The following is an 18,550-nucleotide window of genomic DNA, read 5'->3' on the forward strand; positions in this document are numbered from 1 at the left end:
CCGGCGCGGGGCAAGCTTTAGCGCGGATGGCCTGCTCAGGAAAGGCGCCGGAGTGCCGCGTTCACGAGACGCTCATAGTGCGGCCAGCCCTTGTAAGTGGCGAGCGCCGGATCGGTCTTGTTCCATGCCTCCCGGAAGGCCGAAACAAGTTCTGACGTCTCGAGTGCAGCCTTCAGCGGGTCGATGACGATCCGGATGGTGAAGAGGAGAAGGCCCGAGTCCGGCAGCTTGGAAATCGTCTGTCGCTCGACACGAAGGTGGAGCACATCGAGCGCGGCGTCGTCCGGCACTTCAGCGGCGAGTGCCTTCAGCGGTGCCGAGTTCGGCGTGAAGCGTGCATCGCCGGCCTGAACGGTCCAGTTGAAGCGTTCCAGCACCTGCCCCGGGCGGATCGCGTCGAACATCCGCGCGATGCGGACGACAAGTTCCGGATTGGCGCCGGGCACCGGCCCATGCAGGCCGGCGAGCGGCTGACCGAGCTTTTCGGACAGCAGCCAGAAGGTCGGTGCCACAAGGCTTGCCGCTTCGAGGCGCCAAAGGCCGTCCCCTCCCCGCTGCAGCAGGCAGAGATCATCCGAGACAAGGGCGGCGGCGCGCTCCAGCGGGGTCGGCCAGGATTCCTCCGACGGCGGAAGATGAGACGTGACAAGGGTTGCCGCCTCTTCAAGTACCGCCTGAGGCAATTGCGAGGCAAAGACCTCGTCGCGATGGTCCTGCATGATCCGGCGCTTTTCCGGCAACCAGGCGGCCGCTTCCGTGTCGGGCGCAATGAGGCGATCGGCGGGAATCGGCTTCAGGCCCGGCGACAGGCTGGCCGGCCCTTCAAGGAACGGCAGATGAGGCGGGCGGCGCATGCAGGTCAGGCCGGGACGGCCGCGCCCCAGGACACAAAGCCCGCAATCTTCGGCGTCGAGGGCAGGTACATGGTCTCGGCGTCTTTCAGCTCGAACCCACACTCGCGGAACATGGCGCCGGTGTCCCGGGTCAGGTGGCAGCCGCCTGCAAAGGTCTTCCAGACCGGCTCGATCCGGCGTTGCCATTTCGCGACGCCTTCATCGGGGGCCAGGCCATGTTCGGAAAAGAGAACCTTCCCGCCCGGCTTCAGGACACGGCGCACTTCGGTCAGCGCGCCTTTCCAGTCGGGGATCGTGCAGAGCACAAACGTAATGACGGCGGTATCGACCGACTTGTCGTCCAGCGGCATCGCCTCGGCACCGGCCTGCAGGAAGTCGATCCGGTTGCCATAGCCGAGGGCACCTGCCGCATGACGCGCCTTTTGCAGCATGGCTTCGGACGGTTCTAGCGCGAACAGGCGCTCGACCTTATCCGGGTCGTAATAGGAGAAATTGTCCCCCGCCCCGCAGCCAAGCTCCAGCACGCGTCCTTCAGCCAGCGGAACGACTTTTTCCCGCTGCTTGCGGATCGGCTTGGTCGCACAGGCGCAAGCGACGAGATTGGAAACGACATAGCGCTCCCAAAGGCTCACTGCGTGGTCTCCTTGCCGGTCTCGTAACCGGGATAGGCCGCCTTCTCGATCTTCAGGCGCGTTGCTTCGGTCGGCCGGGCGACGAGGGCATCCTGCGTGATGTTGACGACATACTCATAGCCATCACCCATCGGCTGGTAGCTGGCCGAGCCGTATTCGGCATCGACGCCGAACCGGCCGCCTTGCTTGGCCGCCATGGCGTGAACGTCGAGGCCCGGATTTGCCGCGAGGGCGATGCCATGGCTGGTCGCCTGCTTCACCGCTTCGGTGGAATAGCGGCGCGCCTCCCGGCCCTCGATGAAATCGAGGCGGTAGATCGAGTCATAGCCCAGCATGTTGGCCATGGGTTTGAACTTGATGACCTGCGCGCCGATTTCAAACTGGTTGCCATGCAGGATGGGCTGGGCGCCGCTTTCTTCCAGCTTCTTCGAGCCATCCGAAAGGGTGAGGTCGACATAATAGGCATCCGGCTGGTCTTCGACCGCCGTGAACTTGACCGTCGCGGCATAGCGCTCCTTGGTCAGGCGCTTGTAGGTCTGCAGGTTGAGGCCCGCAAAGGCGACAATGCCCGCAAGGCCGAGGAACCCGACCCCGAACAGGAGCCGCATCCCGCCGCTCGCGGGCTTCAGCTTCGCCAGCTTGCCGAACCCGGCAAACAGCAACATCAGGCCAATCACCGCCGCTATGGCTGGCAGAATCCACCAGATAAGAGACATCACACCATTCCCCTTCAGTTTGCCGGCTGGCCGGTTATTCCCTTTTATACCACCCGCATCCACTCTGTTGAGTGTGCGGAGCAGCTTGGCGCTCCGTCACCCCTGCCCATGCTATCAAAACCCTGATACGGGGCAATCATGTCATTCCGTGACTTCATGCTCCTGTTTTTCATCTGTCTGGCCTGGGGCCTGAACCTGGTGCTGACACGCTGGGTCGTAACGGATCTGCAGGTTCCGCCGCTGTTCTTTGCGGCCGTGCGCTTTGCCGGGGTTGCCGTGTTCCTGATCCCCTTCCTGCGGCCCGTGCCGAAGAAGCTGGGCACGCTGCTGCTGATCTCGGTCCTGATCGGTTCCCTGAACTTTGCACTCCTGTTTATCGGCCTGCAGAATGCCGAGGCGTCCGCGGTGGCGGTCACAGGCCAGTTGGGCGTGCCGATTTCGACCCTCATGAGCATGGCCTTTCTCGGAGAGGTCGTCGGCTGGCGCCGCGGGCTCGGCATCATGCTGTCCTTTGCGGGCGTCATGATGATTGCGTTCGACCCGGCAAGTTTCCAGATTTCGACGGGCCTCCTCTATGTCATCGCCTGCGCCTTTATCGGTTCCTATGGCGGGATCCTGATGAAGCAGATGCCGCCGCTGACCGGGCTGCAGGTCCAGGCCTGGGTGGGCCTGTTCAGCTTTGCGCCGCTGTTTGCGGTCTCGGGCCTCTGGGAACATGGCCAGGTCGAGGCTTATATACACGGCGGCTGGCGGGTTTGGGCGGCGAGCCTGTTTGCCATTCTGGGCGTGTCGATTTTCGGGCATGGCGGTTTCTATACGCTGATCAAGAAGTATGATGTTTCGCTGCTGTCTCCGCTGACCCTGATGACGCCGATCTGGGGCGTCGTGTTCGGCATCGTGCTGCTGAACGAGCCGATTTCGCCGCGACTGGCGATCGGGGCGACGATGGCGCTGGCGGGGGTTTTCATCATCGCGGTGCGCCAGAACCGTCGCCTGCCGGAAGCAGCCCTCGGCAAGAAGTATGGCGCGGGAGACAGCTGATGGAAATTATCGCCTCGCCGAGCCCCAATTTCGACTTTCGGCAGTACCCGGTCAATATGCTGGTGCTTCATTATACGGGAATGGAATCCGGGCACGCGGCGCTGGACCGGATGTGCGACCCGGAGGCGAAAGTCTCCTCCCATTACATGGTCTGGGAAGACGGGCGGATCGACCAGCTGGTGGCCGAAGACCGGCGCGCTTGGCATGCGGGCGTTTCACGCTGGCAGGGCGACCAGGATCTCAATTCCCGCTCCATCGGGATCGAGATCGTCAATGGCGGACACGATTTTCCGCTGGCGGACGGAAGCCTGCCGCCCTTTCCCCTGCCCCAGATCCAGGCGCTGATCGCGCTGATCCGCAAGATCCTTGCCGATCACGACATTCCGGCGACCCGGATTGTCGGCCATTCCGATATTGCACCGGACCGCAAGCAGGATCCGGGCGAGCATTTTCCGTGGCAAATGCTTGCGCAGGCCGGGATCGGCTTCTGGCCGGAGGTCGAGGGCACGAACGATCCTGACGTCGACGGCAAGAGCCTCTCACCGGGCGAGACCGGGGCGAGCGTGCGCCGGATGCAGGAATTCCTGGCCGGTATCGGCTATGCCCTCGACTGCAACGGGTCTTATGATCCGCCTACGGAAGCGGTGGTCCGGGCCTTCCAGCGGCGCTGGCTGCCGGACCGGGTGAGCGGCATCGCCGACATCCAGACGCTGCGCCGCATCGGCGCGGTGTTTGATTTCTATTCGGCCTGACGCACCGCCAGCACGTGCGCCCGGAAACGCTGTCGCGCTCCGGCAAAATTCCCGATTGTTCGCAGCGTCAGCCCGTGTCCGGCCAGTCGCCGAGCGCCTTGTTCAGCAGGCCTGTCAGGGCCGTGGCGATGAGGCCGAGGTCGACCGGCAGGCGATGGCGCCCGTCGAGTGGCGCGACATGCGGCTTCGGCTCTCCGGCCGCCTGCCAGCGGCGGATCGTGCGGGCGAGGCGCTTTGCGTAAACGTCCGGACTGTTCAGCACACGGGTGAGTTCGACCCAGCGCCGGAACAGGCGCTCGGCCGGCACCGGGCCGGTCGCGCGGGCTCCGGTAAAACTCCGGAAACACTCCGGCAAGGCTCCGGAGGGCTCCGGAACGAGGCGAAAGGTGGCGCGGGGCCTGCGGACGGCCGTCCGCGGCGCGTCACCGGCAGCGCGCGGTGCGGCGGGGGCCAGTTCGACCTCCAGCGCCATCAGGAAGATCAGGCGGCGGATCATCACGGCGAGTGCCCGCATCTGCCGGGCCGCGCGCCGGGCAACGCCCCGCGCCATGAAATCCGGCCTCAGGTGCAGCTCCGCCCGGCCAATAATCGCCACCAGCGCATCGCCAAGGACACGCAGCGCATGGGCAAGGAAATCGTCCGGCAGGCTCATGCGGGCAAGATGGACCCACGCCGAATGCGGCGGATAGATTTTTCATCAGGCGGCCCGGCGGCGCCCAGGTTTTGAGGGGAACAGGATGAATCATGGGACGCATCTCTGACGCTCTGAGGGCGAACTGCTGTCCTCGGTGAATGAATCCCTAATGCGCGTTTCAAAGCGCGACGCCATGAATAAAGCGGGCCTTAAGCCTGACCACCTTATATGTCCGGGATGGACCTCGACCGCATCTTCCGCCTGCTGGGCAAGGCCGACCGTCTGCTCGATCGCGTTATCGAGCTGGGCTTCGTGGTGGTTGCCGCCGGCTTCGGCGGATGGCTGGTGTGGACCGTGCTCGACTCGACAGAGCTTGGCCTGATGACGAAACTCGGCGCGTCGCTTGGCGGCGCGGCGGTGTGCGCGATCCTGATGTGGCTGTTCTGGAAAGTCGGCAAGTTCTTTGTCTGACGCATACACCCGGCAGGTTGACCGCCGGGTGCCTCAACGGCGCGCCTTGAAGAACCAGAGCAGATCCAACATTTTCGACGCCAGGGTGGCGAACAGGAAACCCGCCCAGGCCCCCCACAATGTCCTGAACGAGAATTCGACGGTGTCGTACAGGAACTTGTGCCGCTGCGGTTCCAACTCCACCGTCACCAGATCATAGGACTCGACCAGATCGAAGAACGCGCCCCGGGAAAACCACTCCAGGAAGATCATGACCGGCAGATCGTTGCGGCGTGGAAAGCCAAAGTCCATGAAGGCACCGGCGAAAATTGCGATCCAGCTGAACATGAAGAGGCCCATGGCGGAAAGGGCGCACAGGCCAAATGTCAGAATTCCCTGATCTTTTTTCCGGAAGACGATATCGTAGATCGCAGCTAGCCAGCTATAGAACGTGTAGGCCATGAACGCGATCCCAAGGGGGAGAGCGGGCCACATCAGCATCCGGGCGTATCTATTTCCATAGTCCTGGCGATCGATCATGAAGCCGATGCCGCCAAGAATGACCGACACGATCACGTACACAACCAGCGCGCCGAATGCCCAGCTCTTGATTTTTTCGCGGGTCTCCGATGTCACTGCTGTGTCCTGAAAAACAAGGTATCCGCCGCCGAAGCCGCCATTCGGATTCGGATACAGAATTTGGCTGCTCGCGAAAATTGAAACTTTTATTGCGGTCTGGCGCCCGGCCGAACCCTCATTGGCCTTTTCCCCCGACAGGTGCAGGGTTTTGCTGGCGGGGGTGGGATAGACTAGCCTGCAGTCCCACGTTCAAGAGGCCGCCAGTGACCTATTCCTTCAAAAAATCGGACGCTTCATTGACAGAGGCCGTGCGCCGCGTGGCGGCGGGGCAGATCGCGACGGCGCTGGCGGAGCTGGACGATCCGGCGCTCGACGAGGTGGTGCGGGTGCACCAGATCCGCAAGCGCTGCAAGAAACTGCGGGGGCTGGTGCGGCTCGTCCGGCCGGGTTTTGCGGGATACGCCGAAGAGAACGAGACCTTCCGCGACCTTGCGCGCAGCCTGTCGGGCCTGCGCGATGCGGCGGCGGGGGTGGAAGTGCTGGACATGCTGGAACAGCGGTTCGCGGAAACGCTGGGTACGGAGTTTTTCGTGACGGTGCGCGGCCACATCGCCCTGCCCGCGGGAACGCCCGGCCAGAAGCCGGCCCGCAAGCAGATCGCGATGACGCGCCGGACGCTGGAAGAGGCACTGGCCCGGGCGGCAGCCTGGGAGGTGACGGGCAAGACGCCGAAAGTGCTGTCGAAGGGCGTTGCAAAGAACTATGCCGCAGCGGTGGACGCGATGGCGCTGGCCGAGGAGACCGGCGCGGCGGCCGACTTCCATGAATGGCGCAAGCGGGTGAAGTATCACTGGTACCATATGCGGCTGATGAAGCGGATGTGGCCGAAAATGATGCTGGCGCGGGTGGACGAGACCGAGCGGCTGACCAAAGACCTTGGCGAGCATCATGACCTGCATGTGCTGCGCACGGAGCGGCTGGAGGGCCTCAAGGCCGCCGATGCACGGGCGTTCGAAGTGCTGGACAGCTTGATTCTCGCTGAGGAGCAGCGGCTTTCGCGGCGCTGCCTGAAGCGGGGGCGCCGCCTGTTCGCGGAAGATGCGGAGGCGTTCGCGCGGCGGGTCGCGGCCTATTGGAAGGCCTGGCAGGACTGATTTTCCCTTGCGCCGGGCGGGCGCGCACCTTAGATGCCCCCTACCCTTCGTGTTGCCGCGGCTGCTGAACCCGACAACATGAGGAACAGCCAATGTCACACCCCGCAACGCGGGCCGCGCGCCGCGTGGCCGCCCGCATCCATAATGGCGACCGTAAGGGAACGCCAACCTATCGCGGCTATGCAGAGAAAAACTGGAAACTGGTCTATCTGCGGCATAACAAGCTGCACCGGGCCCGGCAGATCGGGAAGATCTGGCCGCGCCGCGAATGGGAGAAGCTGATGGCCGATGCCACGCCGCTGAAAGTGCTGTTCGTGTGCAGCCGCAACCAGTGGCGCAGCCCCACGGGCGAGGCCGTGTTCCGCAACATGGCGGGCGTCGCCGTGCGCTCGGCCGGGACGGCGCGGGACGCGAAGCGGAAACTGTCGCTGGCCGACATCCGCTGGGCAGACCTGATCCTCGTCATGGAAGACAAGCATGCGAGCCGCATCCGCGCGGAGTTCCGCCAGGACGTCTCGCACAAGGAGCTGCACGTGCTGGATATTCCGGACGATTATGCCTTCATGGACGATGAGCTTGTGGAACTGTTCGAGCAGAAGGCCGGGCCGCTGATCTTTGCGGCGGAGTAAGGCCCTCACCTCCCATCGCTGACGCGATGGGCCCCTCCTCTCCCAGAGGGAGAGGGGTTAGGGGGCGCGGGAGGTGAGGGAAGATTGCTCCGCGCCCCGCCCTGCCCTATATAGCGCGCCTGACCAGACGGCCGGGCAGCCGCTGGTGCGCGGGTAACTGCGTACTGGAGGAAAGTCCGGGCTCCAGGGAAACAGGGCGACGGCTAACGGCCGCCCGGCGTGAGCCGAGGGAAAGTGCCACAGAAAGCAAACCGCCGCGCGGCTTCGGCCAGACGGTAAGGGTGAAAGGGTGGGGTAAGAGCCCACCGCGGGACTGGCGACAGGACCGGCACGGTAAACCCCGCCCGGAGCAAGACCGAATAGGGGGCACACATGGGCCGCTTCCCGCCCGTGCCCCGGGTGTGTCGCGTGAGGGGGCCAGCAATGGCCCTCCCAGAGGAATGGCTGCCAGACCGTGGCAACACGGCGAACAGAACCCGGCTTACAGGCCGTCTGGTCAGAATTTATTTCGTCATCCCCTTGCAGGCATTCGACTGCATCATCCCGTCATGAATGAAGCCAGCGATGGCGTCAGCGGTGAGGGCGCCGTCATAGGGGGCGGCGGACCAGTATTGCGTGGCGGTCATCGTCTCGCCGGGGGCAAGGGTGCGGAAGGCGCCGTGGGTTTCCATTTCGATGACGCTGGTGGCGGGGTCGCCGGGGGCCTGCGTGAAATAGAACTCGACCTGTCCCTGTTCCGGATGGATGGTTTCGGTAGGCAGGAGATCGAAGGTGACGAGGAAGACCTGCCCGTCGACGAAGCCGGCCATCCAGCCGTCCGATGGCGTGAGGAAGGCCTTGCCTTCGCGGCGGGGGGCCGTGACGCCCTTGAGGGACGGGTCGGCATAGGCAAGGCCGTTTTCGACGCCGAGCTGCGGCGGCTGGAATTCGGGGCTGTTGGGCGGCGTGTAGCGCACATCCCCTTCCCCGCTGACCGGTGCGAAGACCCAGGCGGCCGGCTGTACACGGATGACGTGCCAGAGATCCCAGGACACCGGCTCGCTGCGGATGTTCTTCGCTTCGGCGGTGACGGTGAGACAGCCGGTATCGGACAGGGAGAAGTCCTTGCGTAGTTCGAGGCCTGTGACCGGGCTTTCCGGGCCATCCAGCGTGACGCGCGTGCCGTCGACCGTGGCTGAGAATTCGGTGAGCGAGACAAAGGGATCCGGCGGCCAGCCCTGACCGGCAAGGTCCGGCCAGACGGACTGGTGGTTCCACCAGTCGCTCTGCGGCCCGGCCCAGACGGTGGCGCCCATATAGGGCGCAGCGGAATGAGCCGGATCGACGGGCGGGGCAGGCTGCGCCGCTGCGAAGGCCTCATCGAATTTCACCACGCTGCGATGGCCGTCGAGGCCGAAGCTGATGACCCGTCCGCCGAAGGCAGGCGTGAGCGTGACGGAGGCGCCGCCGCCTTCAAGCGTGATCGACTCAATGCCTCGTTCCGGCAATTGCTGAGGCGCCGCGCAGGCGGCGAGGAAAATGAGAGCGCAAACATTTTTTGACGCGGTGAAGACGGAGCGGGTCATGTCAGGTTTTCCGTTTGAGAAATTTGAGGCCGGACCAGTCGCCATCGACGGCGCAGACTTTCACGTCCACCCAGCCGGTGGGCAGGATGATCGTGCGGAGGTCGTCTTCGGTCAGGTCTTTGTAGAGGGGCGAGGACTTCTTGGGCCACGAGACCCAGAGCATGCCGCCCGGCTTTATGCGTTCGAGGATGGCGGGCACCTGCTTTTCCAGCGCCGCACGGCTGAGGCAGAAGAGATGCGCGACATCGGCGGGGGCCTTGCGTTTCAGGAAGGTGACACCCTCGGCGCCCTCCATCAGCGCGTCGAAATGGTCCGGCGGATTGACGGGCAGGCAAGTGAGCCCCGGCTTCAGGCCGAGCTTTTGCCAGAGCGGCTTGCCGGAATATCCGTGCACGGCAGGCATCAATCCCCCTCCCCGAGGACGACATCGTCTATCCAGAGATGGCGGGGGCCGTCCGGCTGGTAGCTTTCCCAGCCAAGATGGGTTTCGGTGACGTCCGGAAGTTCCCAGGCATAGTCCGCCGGCTGATGAAGGCAGCCCTGGCCATGACCCTCGACCGTGAGCGCGGGAATCGGGACGCCGTCGATGCTGACCTCAAGCGTCTTGCCATCGGCGCCGGCGGCCCAGGCAAATTCCGTCCAGCGGCCGGTGGGCATGACATCCGTTTCCTCTGCATGGTGCCAGCAATCGGACAGCGGCGCGGTCTCGTCGGTGTAGCCTTCGGGCGTCTCGTAATTCGCCATCAGGCGGCTGCCGTTCGCGACGGGGTGCTGGCCGCCGATGCGAAGCTCGGCAATGCGCCCGTCGCTGGGCCGGGGTCCGCTGAGTTCGATCAGTGTCCAGTGAACATCGCCTTCAGGCGCGGCCTCGAGAAAGACCTTCATCCGGCCGGTCCGCGCGGCGGGCCCGATGAGGAAGCCGGTGCCCTTTCCGGCAAGGTCGATGCGGATGGACTTGTCGCCGGAGGCCGCCCGCGTGTCATCCACGACGAGCGTCGCATTGGCGAGGCCGACCTGCCACGGCCCGTCCGGCACTGTGCCTGCATCGGCATCTTCAAAGCCATCGCAGAAACTGCCGGCGCAGGAAGCGGCAGGCGCGGACTGGCAGGCAACAAGCAACGCCGCTGCGGCGAGCGCGGCCGGCATGCCCAGGGCCTGCACGTTCGTCATGCGATGTCCTCCCGGCCGCACATTTGCGCGGGAGGTCGCCAAGGTCCAGCCCCCGGCCGGGCGCAAATCAGGCGACCGGCGCGCCGCCCTGCATTTCCTGGATGAAGGCATCGGCCTCGGCGATGGAGCGTTCCATCTCGGCGATGAGGTCGGCGACATCGGACTCGATCGTGTCGGTCTCGCCGCCCAGCGAGGCGATGGCGCGGGCGTTGAGGTTGTGCTTCAGGAACAGGACGCGGTCATGGAAGACCGCAAGCACCGGGTCCATGGACTCGGCGGCGGTATCCATCTTCTGCACCAGTACCTTGTAGCGGTCCTTGGTGGCTTCGAGCTGGTCTTCGGAGGCACGGCGCAGTTTCGGATCGGAATACTGGTCGAGTTCCTTCTGCCATTCCGTGAACAGGTCGCGCGAGACATTCTTCATGTCCTTGATGCGGCCGCGCACCTTTTCGGCCTTGGCATTGGCATCGTCATAGGAATTCGACAGCTTGTCATATTCCTTCTCCAGGTCGCCGCCATCGACGGCGACGACGGAGCGGAAGGCCTCCAGCGCATCGGCGAACTCTTCCTTGGCGTCTTCCTGGGCGGTCGCGACATCCATGACGCGGGCGACCAGCAGGTCGCGCTTCTCGTATCCGAACTGTTCCATGGCGCCGTAATAGGCGGTGGCACAGCCGGAAAGCGTGGTGGTGGCAAGCGCGGCGGCGAGCATGGCGGCGCGAATGGCGGTCTTGGTCATGAGTCCGGTCCCCTTCCAGATAATCAGGTAGCCCCTTCCTGCCGTGCGCCGCCCCGCACGTCCAGATGCACCAGGTCAACTTCCCTCTTGCCACCCGAAAAGGTTTCATGAACCTGCCGTAATGTGATCGCAATTCGTTGTGCATGTGAGCCGGATGGACGCAGTGGCCCGCCTTCCCCTTGTCCTCTGCCGCCAGTTGTCTGCCGACGCACGCAACTGGCAGATTCTTGCGCTCGGCGGCCTGTTCACCCTGTCTTACCTGACCAGCGATTTCGGCGTGACGGGCCTCAGCCTTGCTGCCGCCTGTACAGGTGCGTTCGCGGCGCAGCTGATCGGTACGGCCTTTCTCAACTGGCGGCGGGGCAAGCCGCTGATGGCCGGGCTGGAATGGAAATCCGCCGCGATCACCGGCCTAGGCGTGACGATATTGCTGCGCGCGGCGGACCCGTGGATCTGGGCCGCGGCAACGTTTACGGGCGTTGCCCTCAAATTCCTCGTGCGGGTGAATGGCAAGCATGTGTTCAATCCGGGCTGTATCGGCATTGTGGCGATGATGCTGCTGCTGGGGCGGGACGCGTGGGTATCGCCCGGCCAGTGGGGACAGGCCCCGCTGGTGGCGGGCTATGCGCTGGCGCTGGCGGCGCTGACGCTGTCGAGCGCGAAGCGGCTGGACATTGCGATCGGCTTCCTTGGCGGGTTCGCCGCAATCCTGTTTGCGCGCGCGGCGTGGCTCGGCGATCCGATGGCCATCCCGCTGCACCAGATGTCGTCCGGTGCGCTCCTGATCTTCGCCTTCTTCATGATCACCGATCCCCGCTCGACGCCGGACAGCCGGCTGGGGCGCATCCTGTTCGCCTTTGCGGTGGCGGCGCTCGCGGCCTGGTTCATCATCGGGCCGAACCAGCGCGGCGCGCCGCTGATGGCGCTGGCGGCGCTGGCATGGGCAACGCCGGTGATCGACTGGCTGATGCCGGCGAAAAAGTTTGAATGGAACACCACACGGAAAACTCCAAGGGAGGGGACACTCCATGTTCAGATGGCTGCTGATCGCAGCGCTGAGCCTTTGCGCGCCAGCGCTTGAGGCAAGTGCATTTTGCGGCTTCTACGTCGCGCAGGCCGATGGCGACCTGTTCAACAAGGCTTCGAAGGTGGCCCTGGCCCGCAAGGGCGAACGGACGGTCATCACCATGGCAAATGACTATGAAGGCGACCTGTCGGAGTTCGCCATCGTGATTCCCGTGCCGGAGGTGATCAGCCGCGAGCAGGTGCACATTGCCGACCCGACGCCGCTGCTCAAGCTGGACGCGTTCAGTGCGCCGCGCCTTGCGGAGTATTATGACGACAACCCCTGCGCTCCACCGCCGGTCGCTTACATGGCGGAGGACGACGCTGCCATGGACATGATCGTCGTCACCGGCTCCCGCAAGCGGGAGGCCGATTATGGCGTCTTCATCGAGGACAGCTACAGCGCCGGGGAATATGACATCGTCATCCTCTCGGCCGAGCGCGGCAACGGCCTGATCGAATGGCTGAACGACAATGGCTACAAGCTGCCGGGCGGCGCCGAAAAGATCCTCAATTCCTACATCAAATCGGACATGAAGTTCTTCCTGGCCAAGGTGAACCTTGACCGGAAGGCCGATACGGGCAGCGAATACCTCAGCCCGATTTCGATTGCCTATGAAGACGAGGATTTCGCGCTGCCCATCCGGCTCGGCACGCTGAATGCCGACGGGACGCAGGATCTCATCGCCTTCATGATCTCGTCCGAAGGCCGGGTGGAAACCTCGAACTACCAGACGCGCAAGATCCCGACCGACAAGAACGTGCCCCTCTTCCTGAAAGAGGAGAAGGACAGTTTCGGCGCGTTCTACAAGGCGCTGTTCGCTCACCAGGTGAAGAAGGCCGGCGGCACCGGTGTCTTCCTCGAATATTTCTGGGATATCGGATCGTGCGATCCATGCGCCGGCGAGCCGCCCTCCATCGCCGACCTGCTGGAACTCGGCGTGTTCTGGATGGAGGATTTCGGCGGCGACGACCCCCTGCCCGATTTCGAGACCGTCTGGCAGGAATCCGGCGAGGACATCGGCGAGACGCGCTATATGGAAGAGGAGCTGCGCGAGGAGACCTATTGGGGCGACGACCTCTACCTCACGCGCCTGCACATCCGCTATGACGCCAAGCGCTTCCCCGAAGACCTGAAATTCATCGAAACAGGGGACACGGAGTATTTCCAGGGCCGGTATGTCATCAATGTGCCCTGGCGCGGCGAGGCCGAATGCCCGGCGGTGAAGGACTATGTGGCCGAGGTGGCGAAACGCCAGTCGGAGGAATTCTCCAATGTGGTCAAGATGACCGGCTGGAAGCGGGACGATGTGAAAGCCCGCGCGACAGCGAATGGCGACTATCCCTTCACGCTGAAGCCGAAGCCACCGCGCACGGAACCTGACGACGACTCCGTCAACAAGGCGGCCGCGCGCAGCATCTATGACCGCTATTTCTGGTGGGGATCAGCTTTCCCCGACCTCATGGCGCACGAGACAGACGACTAGGGATTGTGGGGAACAAGAGGAGCGTAACATGCAACTGAAACACCTTCTGGGCGGGCTGGCAGCGGCGGCCTGTTCCTGGGGCATTGCCGCCCCGGCCCATGCTTTCTGCGGCTTCTATGTCGCCAAGGCGGATACGGACCTGTTCAACGAAGCCTCGAAAGTGGCGATCGCGCGCGACGGCGAGCGCACGGTCGTCACCATGGCGTCGGATTTCCAGGGCGAGGTCTCGGAGTTCGCCATGGTGGTGCCGGTGCCGCACGTGCCGGAAGAAGACCAGATCCATGTCGCCAATCCGGCGCTGATGGACCATATCGACGCCTACACCGCGCCGCGCCTTGTCGAATACTATGACGAAAACCCGTGCGAGGCGGAGCGCCGCCAACGGATGATGAAGGACATGGTGATGTCGGCGCCGCCCCTCCCGGAACAGGCCATGGAAGAGGCCGAGGAACTCGGCGTCACCATCGAGGCGCAGTATGAAGTCGGCGAATACGACATCCTCATTCTGTCTGCGGAGGAATCGAACGGCCTCATCACCTGGCTGAACCAGAACGGCTACAAGATTCCCGACGGGGCGGAAGAAACGGTCGGCGCCTACCTGAAGCGCGACATGAAATTCTTTGTCGCCAAGGTGAACCTCGACCGGCATGACGGCTCCGACATGCTGCGCCCGATCCAGGTCGCGTATGAGGACGAGGATTTCATGCTGCCGATCCGTCTCGGCACCGTAAACTCGACCGGAAAGCAGGAATTGTTCGTGTTCGCCATGAGCCGCACCGGCCGGGTGGAGACCAAGAATTACCGCACCGTGAAACTGCCCTCCGACATGGATGTGCCCATCTATATCAAGGACGAGTTCGGCGACTTCTATAAGGACATGTTCAGCCACCAGGTGAAGAAGGAAGACGGCAAGGCCGTGTTCATGGAGTACGCCTGGGACATGGGCTGGTGCGATCCGTGTGCAGCCGAACCGCTGTCGCGCTCGGAACTGCGCGAACTCGGCGTCATGTGGCTGGACGAAGGCCCGCAGGACGACGAGCGCTATTTCGGCCCGCAGCCGGTGGACGTGTTCGTGACGCGCCTGCACCTTCGCTATGATGCGAAGACGTTTCCGGAAGACCTCGAATTCCAGACCACGGGCGACCGGACGAATTACCAGGGACGCTATGTGCTGCGCCATGCCTGGCGGGGCGACTATACCGAGTGCAAGGCGGCCGGCGACTATGCCAATACGCTCGTCAAACGGTGGGACGATGAGGCCGTCGCCCTGGCGAAGCTGACCGGGCGGGATGTCAACGAGATTCGCACGAAAATGGCGAGTCTTGGCTATTCCGCCGCCGCGATCAAAGGCATCGAGATCGATACGCCGAAACCGAAGCGCAGCTGGTGGCAGAAGCTCTGGGGCAAGGGCTGACGCGGCACCTGCGCCTCGCGGTTGGAACTTCTCTAAAGACAGTTTAACCCTAGTGCAGGCCTCTTTCCGAGGCCTGCACATGTCTTGCGGCGGGGATAAGCGGGAAAATGGCACGGCCTCAGGGTGTCCGAAATCATAATTTCGACGAGAAGCGCGGCGCGCTGCTCGACCGGCTCGTGGCGTTTGCGCTCGGATCGGACCTCAGCCGGCCGTCGCTGCGCCAGATGGCGGCCGCGGTGGAAACCTCGGAGCCGACGCTGCGCCACTATTTCACCGACCGGCAGGGCGTGATCGTCGCCATTCTCGGCCATATCGGCCAGCGCGAGCCCTTCAGCTGGATGGTCCCTGGCGCGCCCCATGCCCCGCCGCAGGAGACCCTGCGCGAATGCTTCCGGATGCTGGAAGACGGGATGCGGCAGGGCGGCTTCATCCGTGTGCATGCGTTCGGCATCATCGAAGGCGTTGCCGACCCGCAAGTGGGCCAGGCCTATATCACGCACATCCTGGAGCCCGCCCTGAAAGCGGTGCGCCAGAAACTGTCGGCTGCGTCCGGCGGGCCGCGCACCGAAGACAAGCTGCAGGCGGCCGCGCTGGCCGTGCTTTCCCCCCTGCTCGTGCTCTGCCTGCACCAGGACCTGCTCGGCGGGGACGAATTGACGCCTATCGACGGCAAGATCGTGACCGGCCATCTCGAAGACTGGCTGAGCGATGCGATGACGAATGGAAGCCTCGGCAGCGGCGCAGGCTAAAGCGCGGCGGCAAGCGCCTCGATGTCCGCGGCGGGCGTGTTCCACGAACAGACGAAACGATAGCAGCCGCCCGGCCAGGGATAGAATTTTGCGCCGGCCGCCTGCAGCCGCGCCGCGACCTCTTCCGGCAGGTAGGCGAACACTTCATTGCCGTCCACGGGATAGGCAAGCTCGAAGCCGGCCCCGATAAAGGCGTCGGCAAGTTCTCCTGAGCGGGCGTTCGCTTCGGCCGCAAGCTCCAGCCACAAGCCGTCTTCCAGCATGGCGCGGGCCTGTGCCGCGATGAAGCGCATCTTGGCCGGCATATGGCCGGAGCGCTTGGCGCGGACTTTCAGTTCGGCGAATTTCGTCCTTGCACGGCCGAACAGGAGGATGAGTTCGCAGCCGAAGGCGCCGGTCTTGGTCAGGCCGAAGCTGAGCACATCGACACCGGCCCTCCATGTCATGTCCGCCGCTGACGACCGGGTCGACAGGAGGGCATTGCCGAGGCGCGCGCCGTCCAGATGAACCCAAAGCCCCTTCTCTTTCGCAAGCCGGGCATAGAGCGCGACATCGGCGGCGCGATAGGCGGTGCCGCACTCGGTAAGATTGGTAAGGGACAGCGCATGTGCCGGCGTTTCATGCACGAAAGCCGGATTGTTTGCGGCGAGTGCGGCCTCCAGCGCTTCACGGTCGATGCGGGCGCCAAAGCCTTTCAGCAGACGGAGCTTTCCACCGCCGGAGAAGAATTCCGGCGCACCGCGCTCGTCGCGCTCGATATGCGCTTCCTCATGGCAGAGGACGGCGCCGGTGGACGGACACAGGCAGGCGAGCGCCAGCGCATTCGACGCGGTGCCAGAGGCGGTCATCCAGTAGTCGAAATCAGCTGTTTCAAAGGCCGCTTCCAGCAGCGGCCGCAGCGAGGCGGTGACGCTGTCGCCGCCATAACTCGCCTCCATGCCGCAATTGGCATCGGCCAGCGCCTCGAGCACGCGGGGATGGGCGGGCGCGGAAGTATCGGAAGCAAAGTTCATCATAGTTTCACGTCGGGGGTTTGCCACATCAGGTGCTGGCCGCCATCGCTGGCGATCATCTGGCCGGTCACGCTGGATGCGGAGATGAAATAACGCAGGGCACGGACGATCTCGTCAGGGCTCGAGCCCTCCCCCGTCAGGGTGGCGGCCTGTTCTGCGGCGAAGTCTTCATCGCTCTGATGAGCGGCGACCAGCACGGGGCCCGGGCCGATGGCGTTAACCCGGATGTGCGGCGCGAACGCCTGCGCCAGCGTCTGCGTTGCCTGCCACAGTGCGGCCTTGGAGAGCGTGTAGGTGAAGAATTGCGGATTGAGCTTCCAGACACGCTGGTCGATCAGGTTGACGATCAGGGCTTTCTCGCCGTCCGGCAGGCCGGCGGCCAGTTGCTGCGCAAGGTGGATCGGCGCGCGGAGATTGGGCTCCATATGGAAGTCCCAATCCTTGCGGCTGTGCCCGGCCGCGGAATCGTCGGTGAAGGTGGAGGCGGAATTGACCAGCAGGCTGACCGGGCCGCCGAGCGCCCCGGCCGCGCGGGCGACGAGGCCCTCCCGGTCGGATTCCGAGGCAAGGTCTGCGCGCACGGGTTCGGCCGTACCGCCGGCCGCGCGGATCATCTCACAGGTCTCGTCCGCGCCCTTGGCAGAGGCGCGGTAATGCACCGCCACCTTCCAGCCGCCCTCGCCCAGCGCGAGCGCCATGGCGCGGCCGAGCCGGGCGCCGGCCCCGGTGACGAGGGCGACGCCGGGCGTCATGCCGCCGAGGGCTGGAACAGGCCCAGCAGGTTGAAGCCGGAAATCAGGCCGTAGATGTAGACCGCATAAACGAGCAGCAGGAGCAGGCCGGCCAGACGGCCGATGCGCGCCTTTGTCAGGATGATCAGCGCAAGGATCAGCGCCGCAAGACCCATGGCCCAATGGTCATATTGCTGGAAGGTCGGTGCGACCTGGACCGGGCCGAACAGAGCGACGATGCCGCCGGCGCCCAGAAGATTAAAGATGTTGGAGCCGAGCACATTGCCGATCAGCACTTCGCCCTGCCGGCGGAAGGCCGCAACGACGCCCGCGCCGACTTCCGGCAGCGAGGTGCCGATGGCGAGCAGGCTGAGCCCGATATATTCCTCCGGCACCTGATAGACATGCGCGATGCCGACGCCGCCTTCGATGACGAAATGCGCGCCGAGGAAGAGGCCCACAATGCCGAGCGGCACATAGATGAGTGCCCGCCACATCGGCACATGCGGGTCTTCTTCCGGCGTCACGCCCGGATCGCGGCCGGCGGCGACGGCGCGCCGGGCCTGGATGAAGGTGATGCCCGAATAGGCGACGACCAGCAGCAGGAAACAGATGCCGACCAGCGGCGAGAGCGGCATCAGCGTCGTGATGCCGATCCACAGGGCCGTGGCGAGCAGCATGGTGACGAGCGCCCGCCCTTCCCCGATGCCGCCGGCGGTCACCGGCGCGATCAGCGCCGGAAGGCTGAGCACGAGGAAGACATTGGCGATGTTGGAGCCGACGATATTGCCGAGCGCGAGGCCGGGCCGGCCCTCGAGCGCAGCGTCGACCGAGACGATCATCTCGGGCGCGGAAGTGCCGAACCCGACAATGAAAATTCCTGCAACAAGCGGGGAAACGCCAAGCCGTTCCGCGATCGAGACCGATCCGCTGACGAGGAAATTTCCCGCCAGGACCATGACAAGAAGCCCCCCGAACAGGGAGGCAATCAACACTAAATCCGGCATGGGGAGACCCGGAAGATTAGTCGAGGCGCTTGAATTCGATGAGATTCAGGATGCCGAACACGACCACGATGGCGGCAATGGCAAGCAGCGACGGGTGGATCATGGGCTTTCTCTCTCGCTCTGTTCTGTGCGTCTTGCAGAGGATTCTTTGCAGTGTCCATAGCGTGAC

General features: G+C 64.2%; 21 protein-coding genes and 1 other RNA gene. 10 read left to right on the top strand and 12 right to left on the bottom strand.

Annotated features, from left to right (window positions below; all coding sequences use genetic code 11):
• Window positions 1-35: 35 nt before the first annotated feature.
• The 3 genes from R3C13_RS02775 to R3C13_RS02785 are packed head-to-tail and all read right to left on the bottom strand — an operon-like array spanning window position 36 to window position 2,202.
• Complete coding sequence (locus tag R3C13_RS02775; RefSeq protein ID WP_371309265.1) at window positions 36-854, bottom strand: DUF3445 domain-containing protein; 819 nt, start codon at window positions 852-854, stop codon at window positions 36-38.
• Window positions 855-859: 5 nt separating this feature from the next.
• Window positions 860-1,486 (bottom strand): class I SAM-dependent methyltransferase, encoded by a 627-nt coding sequence (locus R3C13_RS02780; protein ID WP_371309266.1) that lies wholly within the window; start codon window positions 1,484-1,486, stop codon window positions 860-862.
• On the bottom strand, window positions 1,483-2,202 hold the full coding sequence (locus R3C13_RS02785; RefSeq protein ID WP_371309267.1) for a hypothetical protein: 720 nt from the start codon (window positions 2,200-2,202) through the stop codon (window positions 1,483-1,485). The genes R3C13_RS02780 and R3C13_RS02785 overlap by 4 nt, the downstream gene beginning before the upstream one ends.
• Before the next feature lie 138 nt (window positions 2,203-2,340).
• Between R3C13_RS02785 and R3C13_RS02790 the strand changes: the two genes are divergently transcribed.
• Window positions 2,341-3,243 carry a DMT family transporter gene (locus R3C13_RS02790; protein ID WP_371309268.1) on the top strand — a complete coding sequence of 301 codons (903 nt, stop codon included), beginning with the start codon at window positions 2,341-2,343 and terminating at the stop codon, window positions 3,241-3,243.
• Window positions 3,243-3,995, top strand: coding sequence for an N-acetylmuramoyl-L-alanine amidase (locus R3C13_RS02795; RefSeq protein WP_371309269.1), 753 nt, complete (start codon window positions 3,243-3,245; stop codon window positions 3,993-3,995). Before R3C13_RS02790 ends, R3C13_RS02795 begins: the two co-directional genes overlap by 1 nt.
• A gap of 67 nt (window positions 3,996-4,062) precedes the next feature.
• On the opposite strand, the gene R3C13_RS02800 is transcribed toward R3C13_RS02795, so the two are convergent.
• Window positions 4,063-4,647, bottom strand: a complete 585-nt coding sequence (locus R3C13_RS02800) for a hypothetical protein (protein WP_371309270.1) — start codon at window positions 4,645-4,647, stop codon at window positions 4,063-4,065.
• A gap of 210 nt (window positions 4,648-4,857) precedes the next feature.
• On the opposite strand from R3C13_RS02800, the gene R3C13_RS02805 reads away from it, so the two are divergent.
• Complete coding sequence (locus tag R3C13_RS02805; RefSeq protein ID WP_371309271.1) at window positions 4,858-5,100, top strand: hypothetical protein; 243 nt, start codon at window positions 4,858-4,860, stop codon at window positions 5,098-5,100.
• A 33-nt stretch (window positions 5,101-5,133) separates the two neighbouring features.
• On the opposite strand, the gene R3C13_RS02810 is transcribed toward R3C13_RS02805, so the two are convergent.
• Window positions 5,134-5,715, bottom strand: coding sequence for a hypothetical protein (locus R3C13_RS02810; protein ID WP_371309272.1), 582 nt, complete (start codon window positions 5,713-5,715; stop codon window positions 5,134-5,136).
• Between the two features lie 206 nt (window positions 5,716-5,921).
• Here R3C13_RS02810 and R3C13_RS02815 point away from each other — a divergent pair, with 206 nt between their 5' ends.
• The 3 genes from R3C13_RS02815 to rnpB all read left to right on the top strand — a co-directional run bounded on the left by R3C13_RS02815 (window position 5,922) and on the right by rnpB (window position 7,941).
• Window positions 5,922-6,812: a CHAD domain-containing protein gene (locus tag R3C13_RS02815; RefSeq protein WP_371309273.1), complete on the top strand. Its 891-nt coding sequence runs from the start codon at window positions 5,922-5,924 to the stop codon at window positions 6,810-6,812.
• 281 nt (window positions 6,813-7,093) lie between these two features.
• On the top strand, window positions 7,094-7,441 hold the full coding sequence (locus R3C13_RS02820) for a low molecular weight protein tyrosine phosphatase family protein (RefSeq protein WP_371309638.1): 348 nt from the start codon (window positions 7,094-7,096) through the stop codon (window positions 7,439-7,441).
• Window positions 7,442-7,564: 123 nt separating this feature from the next.
• An RNA gene (gene rnpB, locus R3C13_RS02825) (RNase P RNA component class A) lies at window positions 7,565-7,941 on the top strand.
• Between the two features lie 3 nt (window positions 7,942-7,944).
• Here the strand turns inward: rnpB and R3C13_RS02830 are convergent.
• The 4 genes from R3C13_RS02830 to R3C13_RS02845 form a co-directional block, all read right to left on the bottom strand.
• Window positions 7,945-9,006, bottom strand: a complete 1,062-nt coding sequence (locus tag R3C13_RS02830) for a DUF4380 domain-containing protein (protein WP_371309274.1) — start codon at window positions 9,004-9,006, stop codon at window positions 7,945-7,947.
• A gap of 1 nt (window position 9,007) precedes the next feature.
• Entirely contained in the window at window positions 9,008-9,409 is a 402-nt protein-coding gene (locus tag R3C13_RS02835) for a hypothetical protein (protein WP_371309275.1), read from the bottom strand.
• Window positions 9,409-10,176, bottom strand: coding sequence for a hypothetical protein (locus R3C13_RS02840; RefSeq protein WP_371309276.1), 768 nt, complete (start codon window positions 10,174-10,176; stop codon window positions 9,409-9,411). The genes R3C13_RS02835 and R3C13_RS02840 overlap by 1 nt, the downstream gene beginning before the upstream one ends.
• Window positions 10,177-10,243: 67 nt before the next feature.
• Window positions 10,244-10,915, bottom strand: coding sequence for a DUF2959 domain-containing protein (locus R3C13_RS02845; RefSeq protein WP_371309277.1), 672 nt, complete (start codon window positions 10,913-10,915; stop codon window positions 10,244-10,246).
• Between the two features lie 163 nt (window positions 10,916-11,078).
• Between R3C13_RS02845 and R3C13_RS02850 the strand changes: the two genes are divergently transcribed.
• The 4 genes from R3C13_RS02850 (at window position 11,079) to R3C13_RS02865 (ending at window position 15,630) form a co-directional block, all read left to right on the top strand.
• Window positions 11,079-11,996 carry an RnfABCDGE type electron transport complex subunit D gene (locus R3C13_RS02850; RefSeq protein WP_371309278.1) on the top strand — a complete coding sequence of 306 codons (918 nt, stop codon included), beginning with the start codon at window positions 11,079-11,081 and terminating at the stop codon, window positions 11,994-11,996.
• Window positions 11,944-13,467, top strand: a complete 1,524-nt coding sequence (locus R3C13_RS02855) for a DUF2330 domain-containing protein (protein ID WP_371309279.1) — start codon at window positions 11,944-11,946, stop codon at window positions 13,465-13,467. The genes R3C13_RS02850 and R3C13_RS02855 overlap by 53 nt, the downstream gene beginning before the upstream one ends.
• Window positions 13,468-13,495: 28 nt before the next feature.
• On the top strand, window positions 13,496-14,881 hold the full coding sequence (locus R3C13_RS02860) for a DUF2330 domain-containing protein (protein WP_371309280.1): 1,386 nt from the start codon (window positions 13,496-13,498) through the stop codon (window positions 14,879-14,881).
• Window positions 14,882-14,988: 107 nt separating this feature from the next.
• Window positions 14,989-15,630: a TetR/AcrR family transcriptional regulator gene (locus R3C13_RS02865; protein WP_371309281.1), complete on the top strand. Its 642-nt coding sequence runs from the start codon at window positions 14,989-14,991 to the stop codon at window positions 15,628-15,630.
• Here R3C13_RS02865 and R3C13_RS02870 read toward each other — a convergent pair.
• From R3C13_RS02870 to R3C13_RS02880, 3 genes are read right to left on the bottom strand one after another with little or no spacing between them, the layout of a single operon-like run.
• A complete protein-coding gene (locus tag R3C13_RS02870) occupies window positions 15,627-16,643 on the bottom strand; it encodes a low specificity L-threonine aldolase (protein WP_371309282.1) in 1,017 nt (338 codons plus the stop codon). The two genes, R3C13_RS02865 and R3C13_RS02870, sit on opposite strands and share 4 nt — an antisense overlap.
• Entirely contained in the window at window positions 16,643-17,395 is a 753-nt protein-coding gene (locus R3C13_RS02875; protein ID WP_371309283.1) for an SDR family oxidoreductase, read from the bottom strand. The genes R3C13_RS02870 and R3C13_RS02875 overlap by 1 nt, the downstream gene beginning before the upstream one ends.
• On the bottom strand, window positions 17,392-18,381 hold the full coding sequence (locus R3C13_RS02880; RefSeq protein ID WP_371309284.1) for a calcium/sodium antiporter: 990 nt from the start codon (window positions 18,379-18,381) through the stop codon (window positions 17,392-17,394). Before R3C13_RS02880 ends, R3C13_RS02875 begins: the two co-directional genes overlap by 4 nt.
• Window positions 18,382-18,550: the final 169 nt, after the last annotated feature.

It is taken from the genome of Hyphomonas sp. (genome assembly GCF_041398385.1).
Classification (GTDB): domain Bacteria; phylum Pseudomonadota; class Alphaproteobacteria; order Caulobacterales; family Hyphomonadaceae; genus Hyphomonas.

Excerpts from the sequence above, each read along its gene's own strand:
- R3C13_RS02775 (WP_371309265.1), bottom strand. The coding sequence starts at position 854 with ATGCGCCGCCCGCCTCATCTGCCGTTCCTTGAAGGGCCGGCCAGCCTG.
- R3C13_RS02785 (WP_371309267.1), bottom strand. The coding sequence starts at position 2,202 with ATGTCTCTTATCTGGTGGATTCTGCCAGCCATAGCGGCGGTGATTGGC.
- R3C13_RS02790 (WP_371309268.1), top strand. The coding sequence starts at position 2,341 with ATGTCATTCCGTGACTTCATGCTCCTGTTTTTCATCTGTCTGGCCTGG.
- R3C13_RS02795 (WP_371309269.1), top strand. The coding sequence starts at position 3,243 with ATGGAAATTATCGCCTCGCCGAGCCCCAATTTCGACTTTCGGCAGTAC.
- R3C13_RS02800 (WP_371309270.1), bottom strand. The coding sequence starts at position 4,647 with ATGAGCCTGCCGGACGATTTCCTTGCCCATGCGCTGCGTGTCCTTGGC.
- R3C13_RS02805 (WP_371309271.1), top strand. The coding sequence starts at position 4,858 with ATGTCCGGGATGGACCTCGACCGCATCTTCCGCCTGCTGGGCAAGGCC.
- R3C13_RS02820 (WP_371309638.1), top strand. The coding sequence starts at position 7,094 with ATGGCCGATGCCACGCCGCTGAAAGTGCTGTTCGTGTGCAGCCGCAAC.
- R3C13_RS02830 (WP_371309274.1), bottom strand. The coding sequence starts at position 9,006 with ATGACCCGCTCCGTCTTCACCGCGTCAAAAAATGTTTGCGCTCTCATT.
- R3C13_RS02835 (WP_371309275.1), bottom strand. The coding sequence starts at position 9,409 with ATGCCTGCCGTGCACGGATATTCCGGCAAGCCGCTCTGGCAAAAGCTC.
- R3C13_RS02840 (WP_371309276.1), bottom strand. The coding sequence starts at position 10,176 with ATGACGAACGTGCAGGCCCTGGGCATGCCGGCCGCGCTCGCCGCAGCG.
- R3C13_RS02845 (WP_371309277.1), bottom strand. The coding sequence starts at position 10,915 with ATGACCAAGACCGCCATTCGCGCCGCCATGCTCGCCGCCGCGCTTGCC.
- R3C13_RS02855 (WP_371309279.1), top strand. The coding sequence starts at position 11,944 with ATGTTCAGATGGCTGCTGATCGCAGCGCTGAGCCTTTGCGCGCCAGCG.
- R3C13_RS02860 (WP_371309280.1), top strand. The coding sequence starts at position 13,496 with ATGCAACTGAAACACCTTCTGGGCGGGCTGGCAGCGGCGGCCTGTTCC.
- R3C13_RS02865 (WP_371309281.1), top strand. The coding sequence starts at position 14,989 with ATGGCACGGCCTCAGGGTGTCCGAAATCATAATTTCGACGAGAAGCGC.
- R3C13_RS02870 (WP_371309282.1), bottom strand. The coding sequence starts at position 16,643 with ATGAACTTTGCTTCCGATACTTCCGCGCCCGCCCATCCCCGCGTGCTC.
- R3C13_RS02875 (WP_371309283.1), bottom strand. The coding sequence starts at position 17,395 with ATGACGCCCGGCGTCGCCCTCGTCACCGGGGCCGGCGCCCGGCTCGGC.
- R3C13_RS02880 (WP_371309284.1), bottom strand. The coding sequence starts at position 18,381 with ATGCCGGATTTAGTGTTGATTGCCTCCCTGTTCGGGGGGCTTCTTGTC.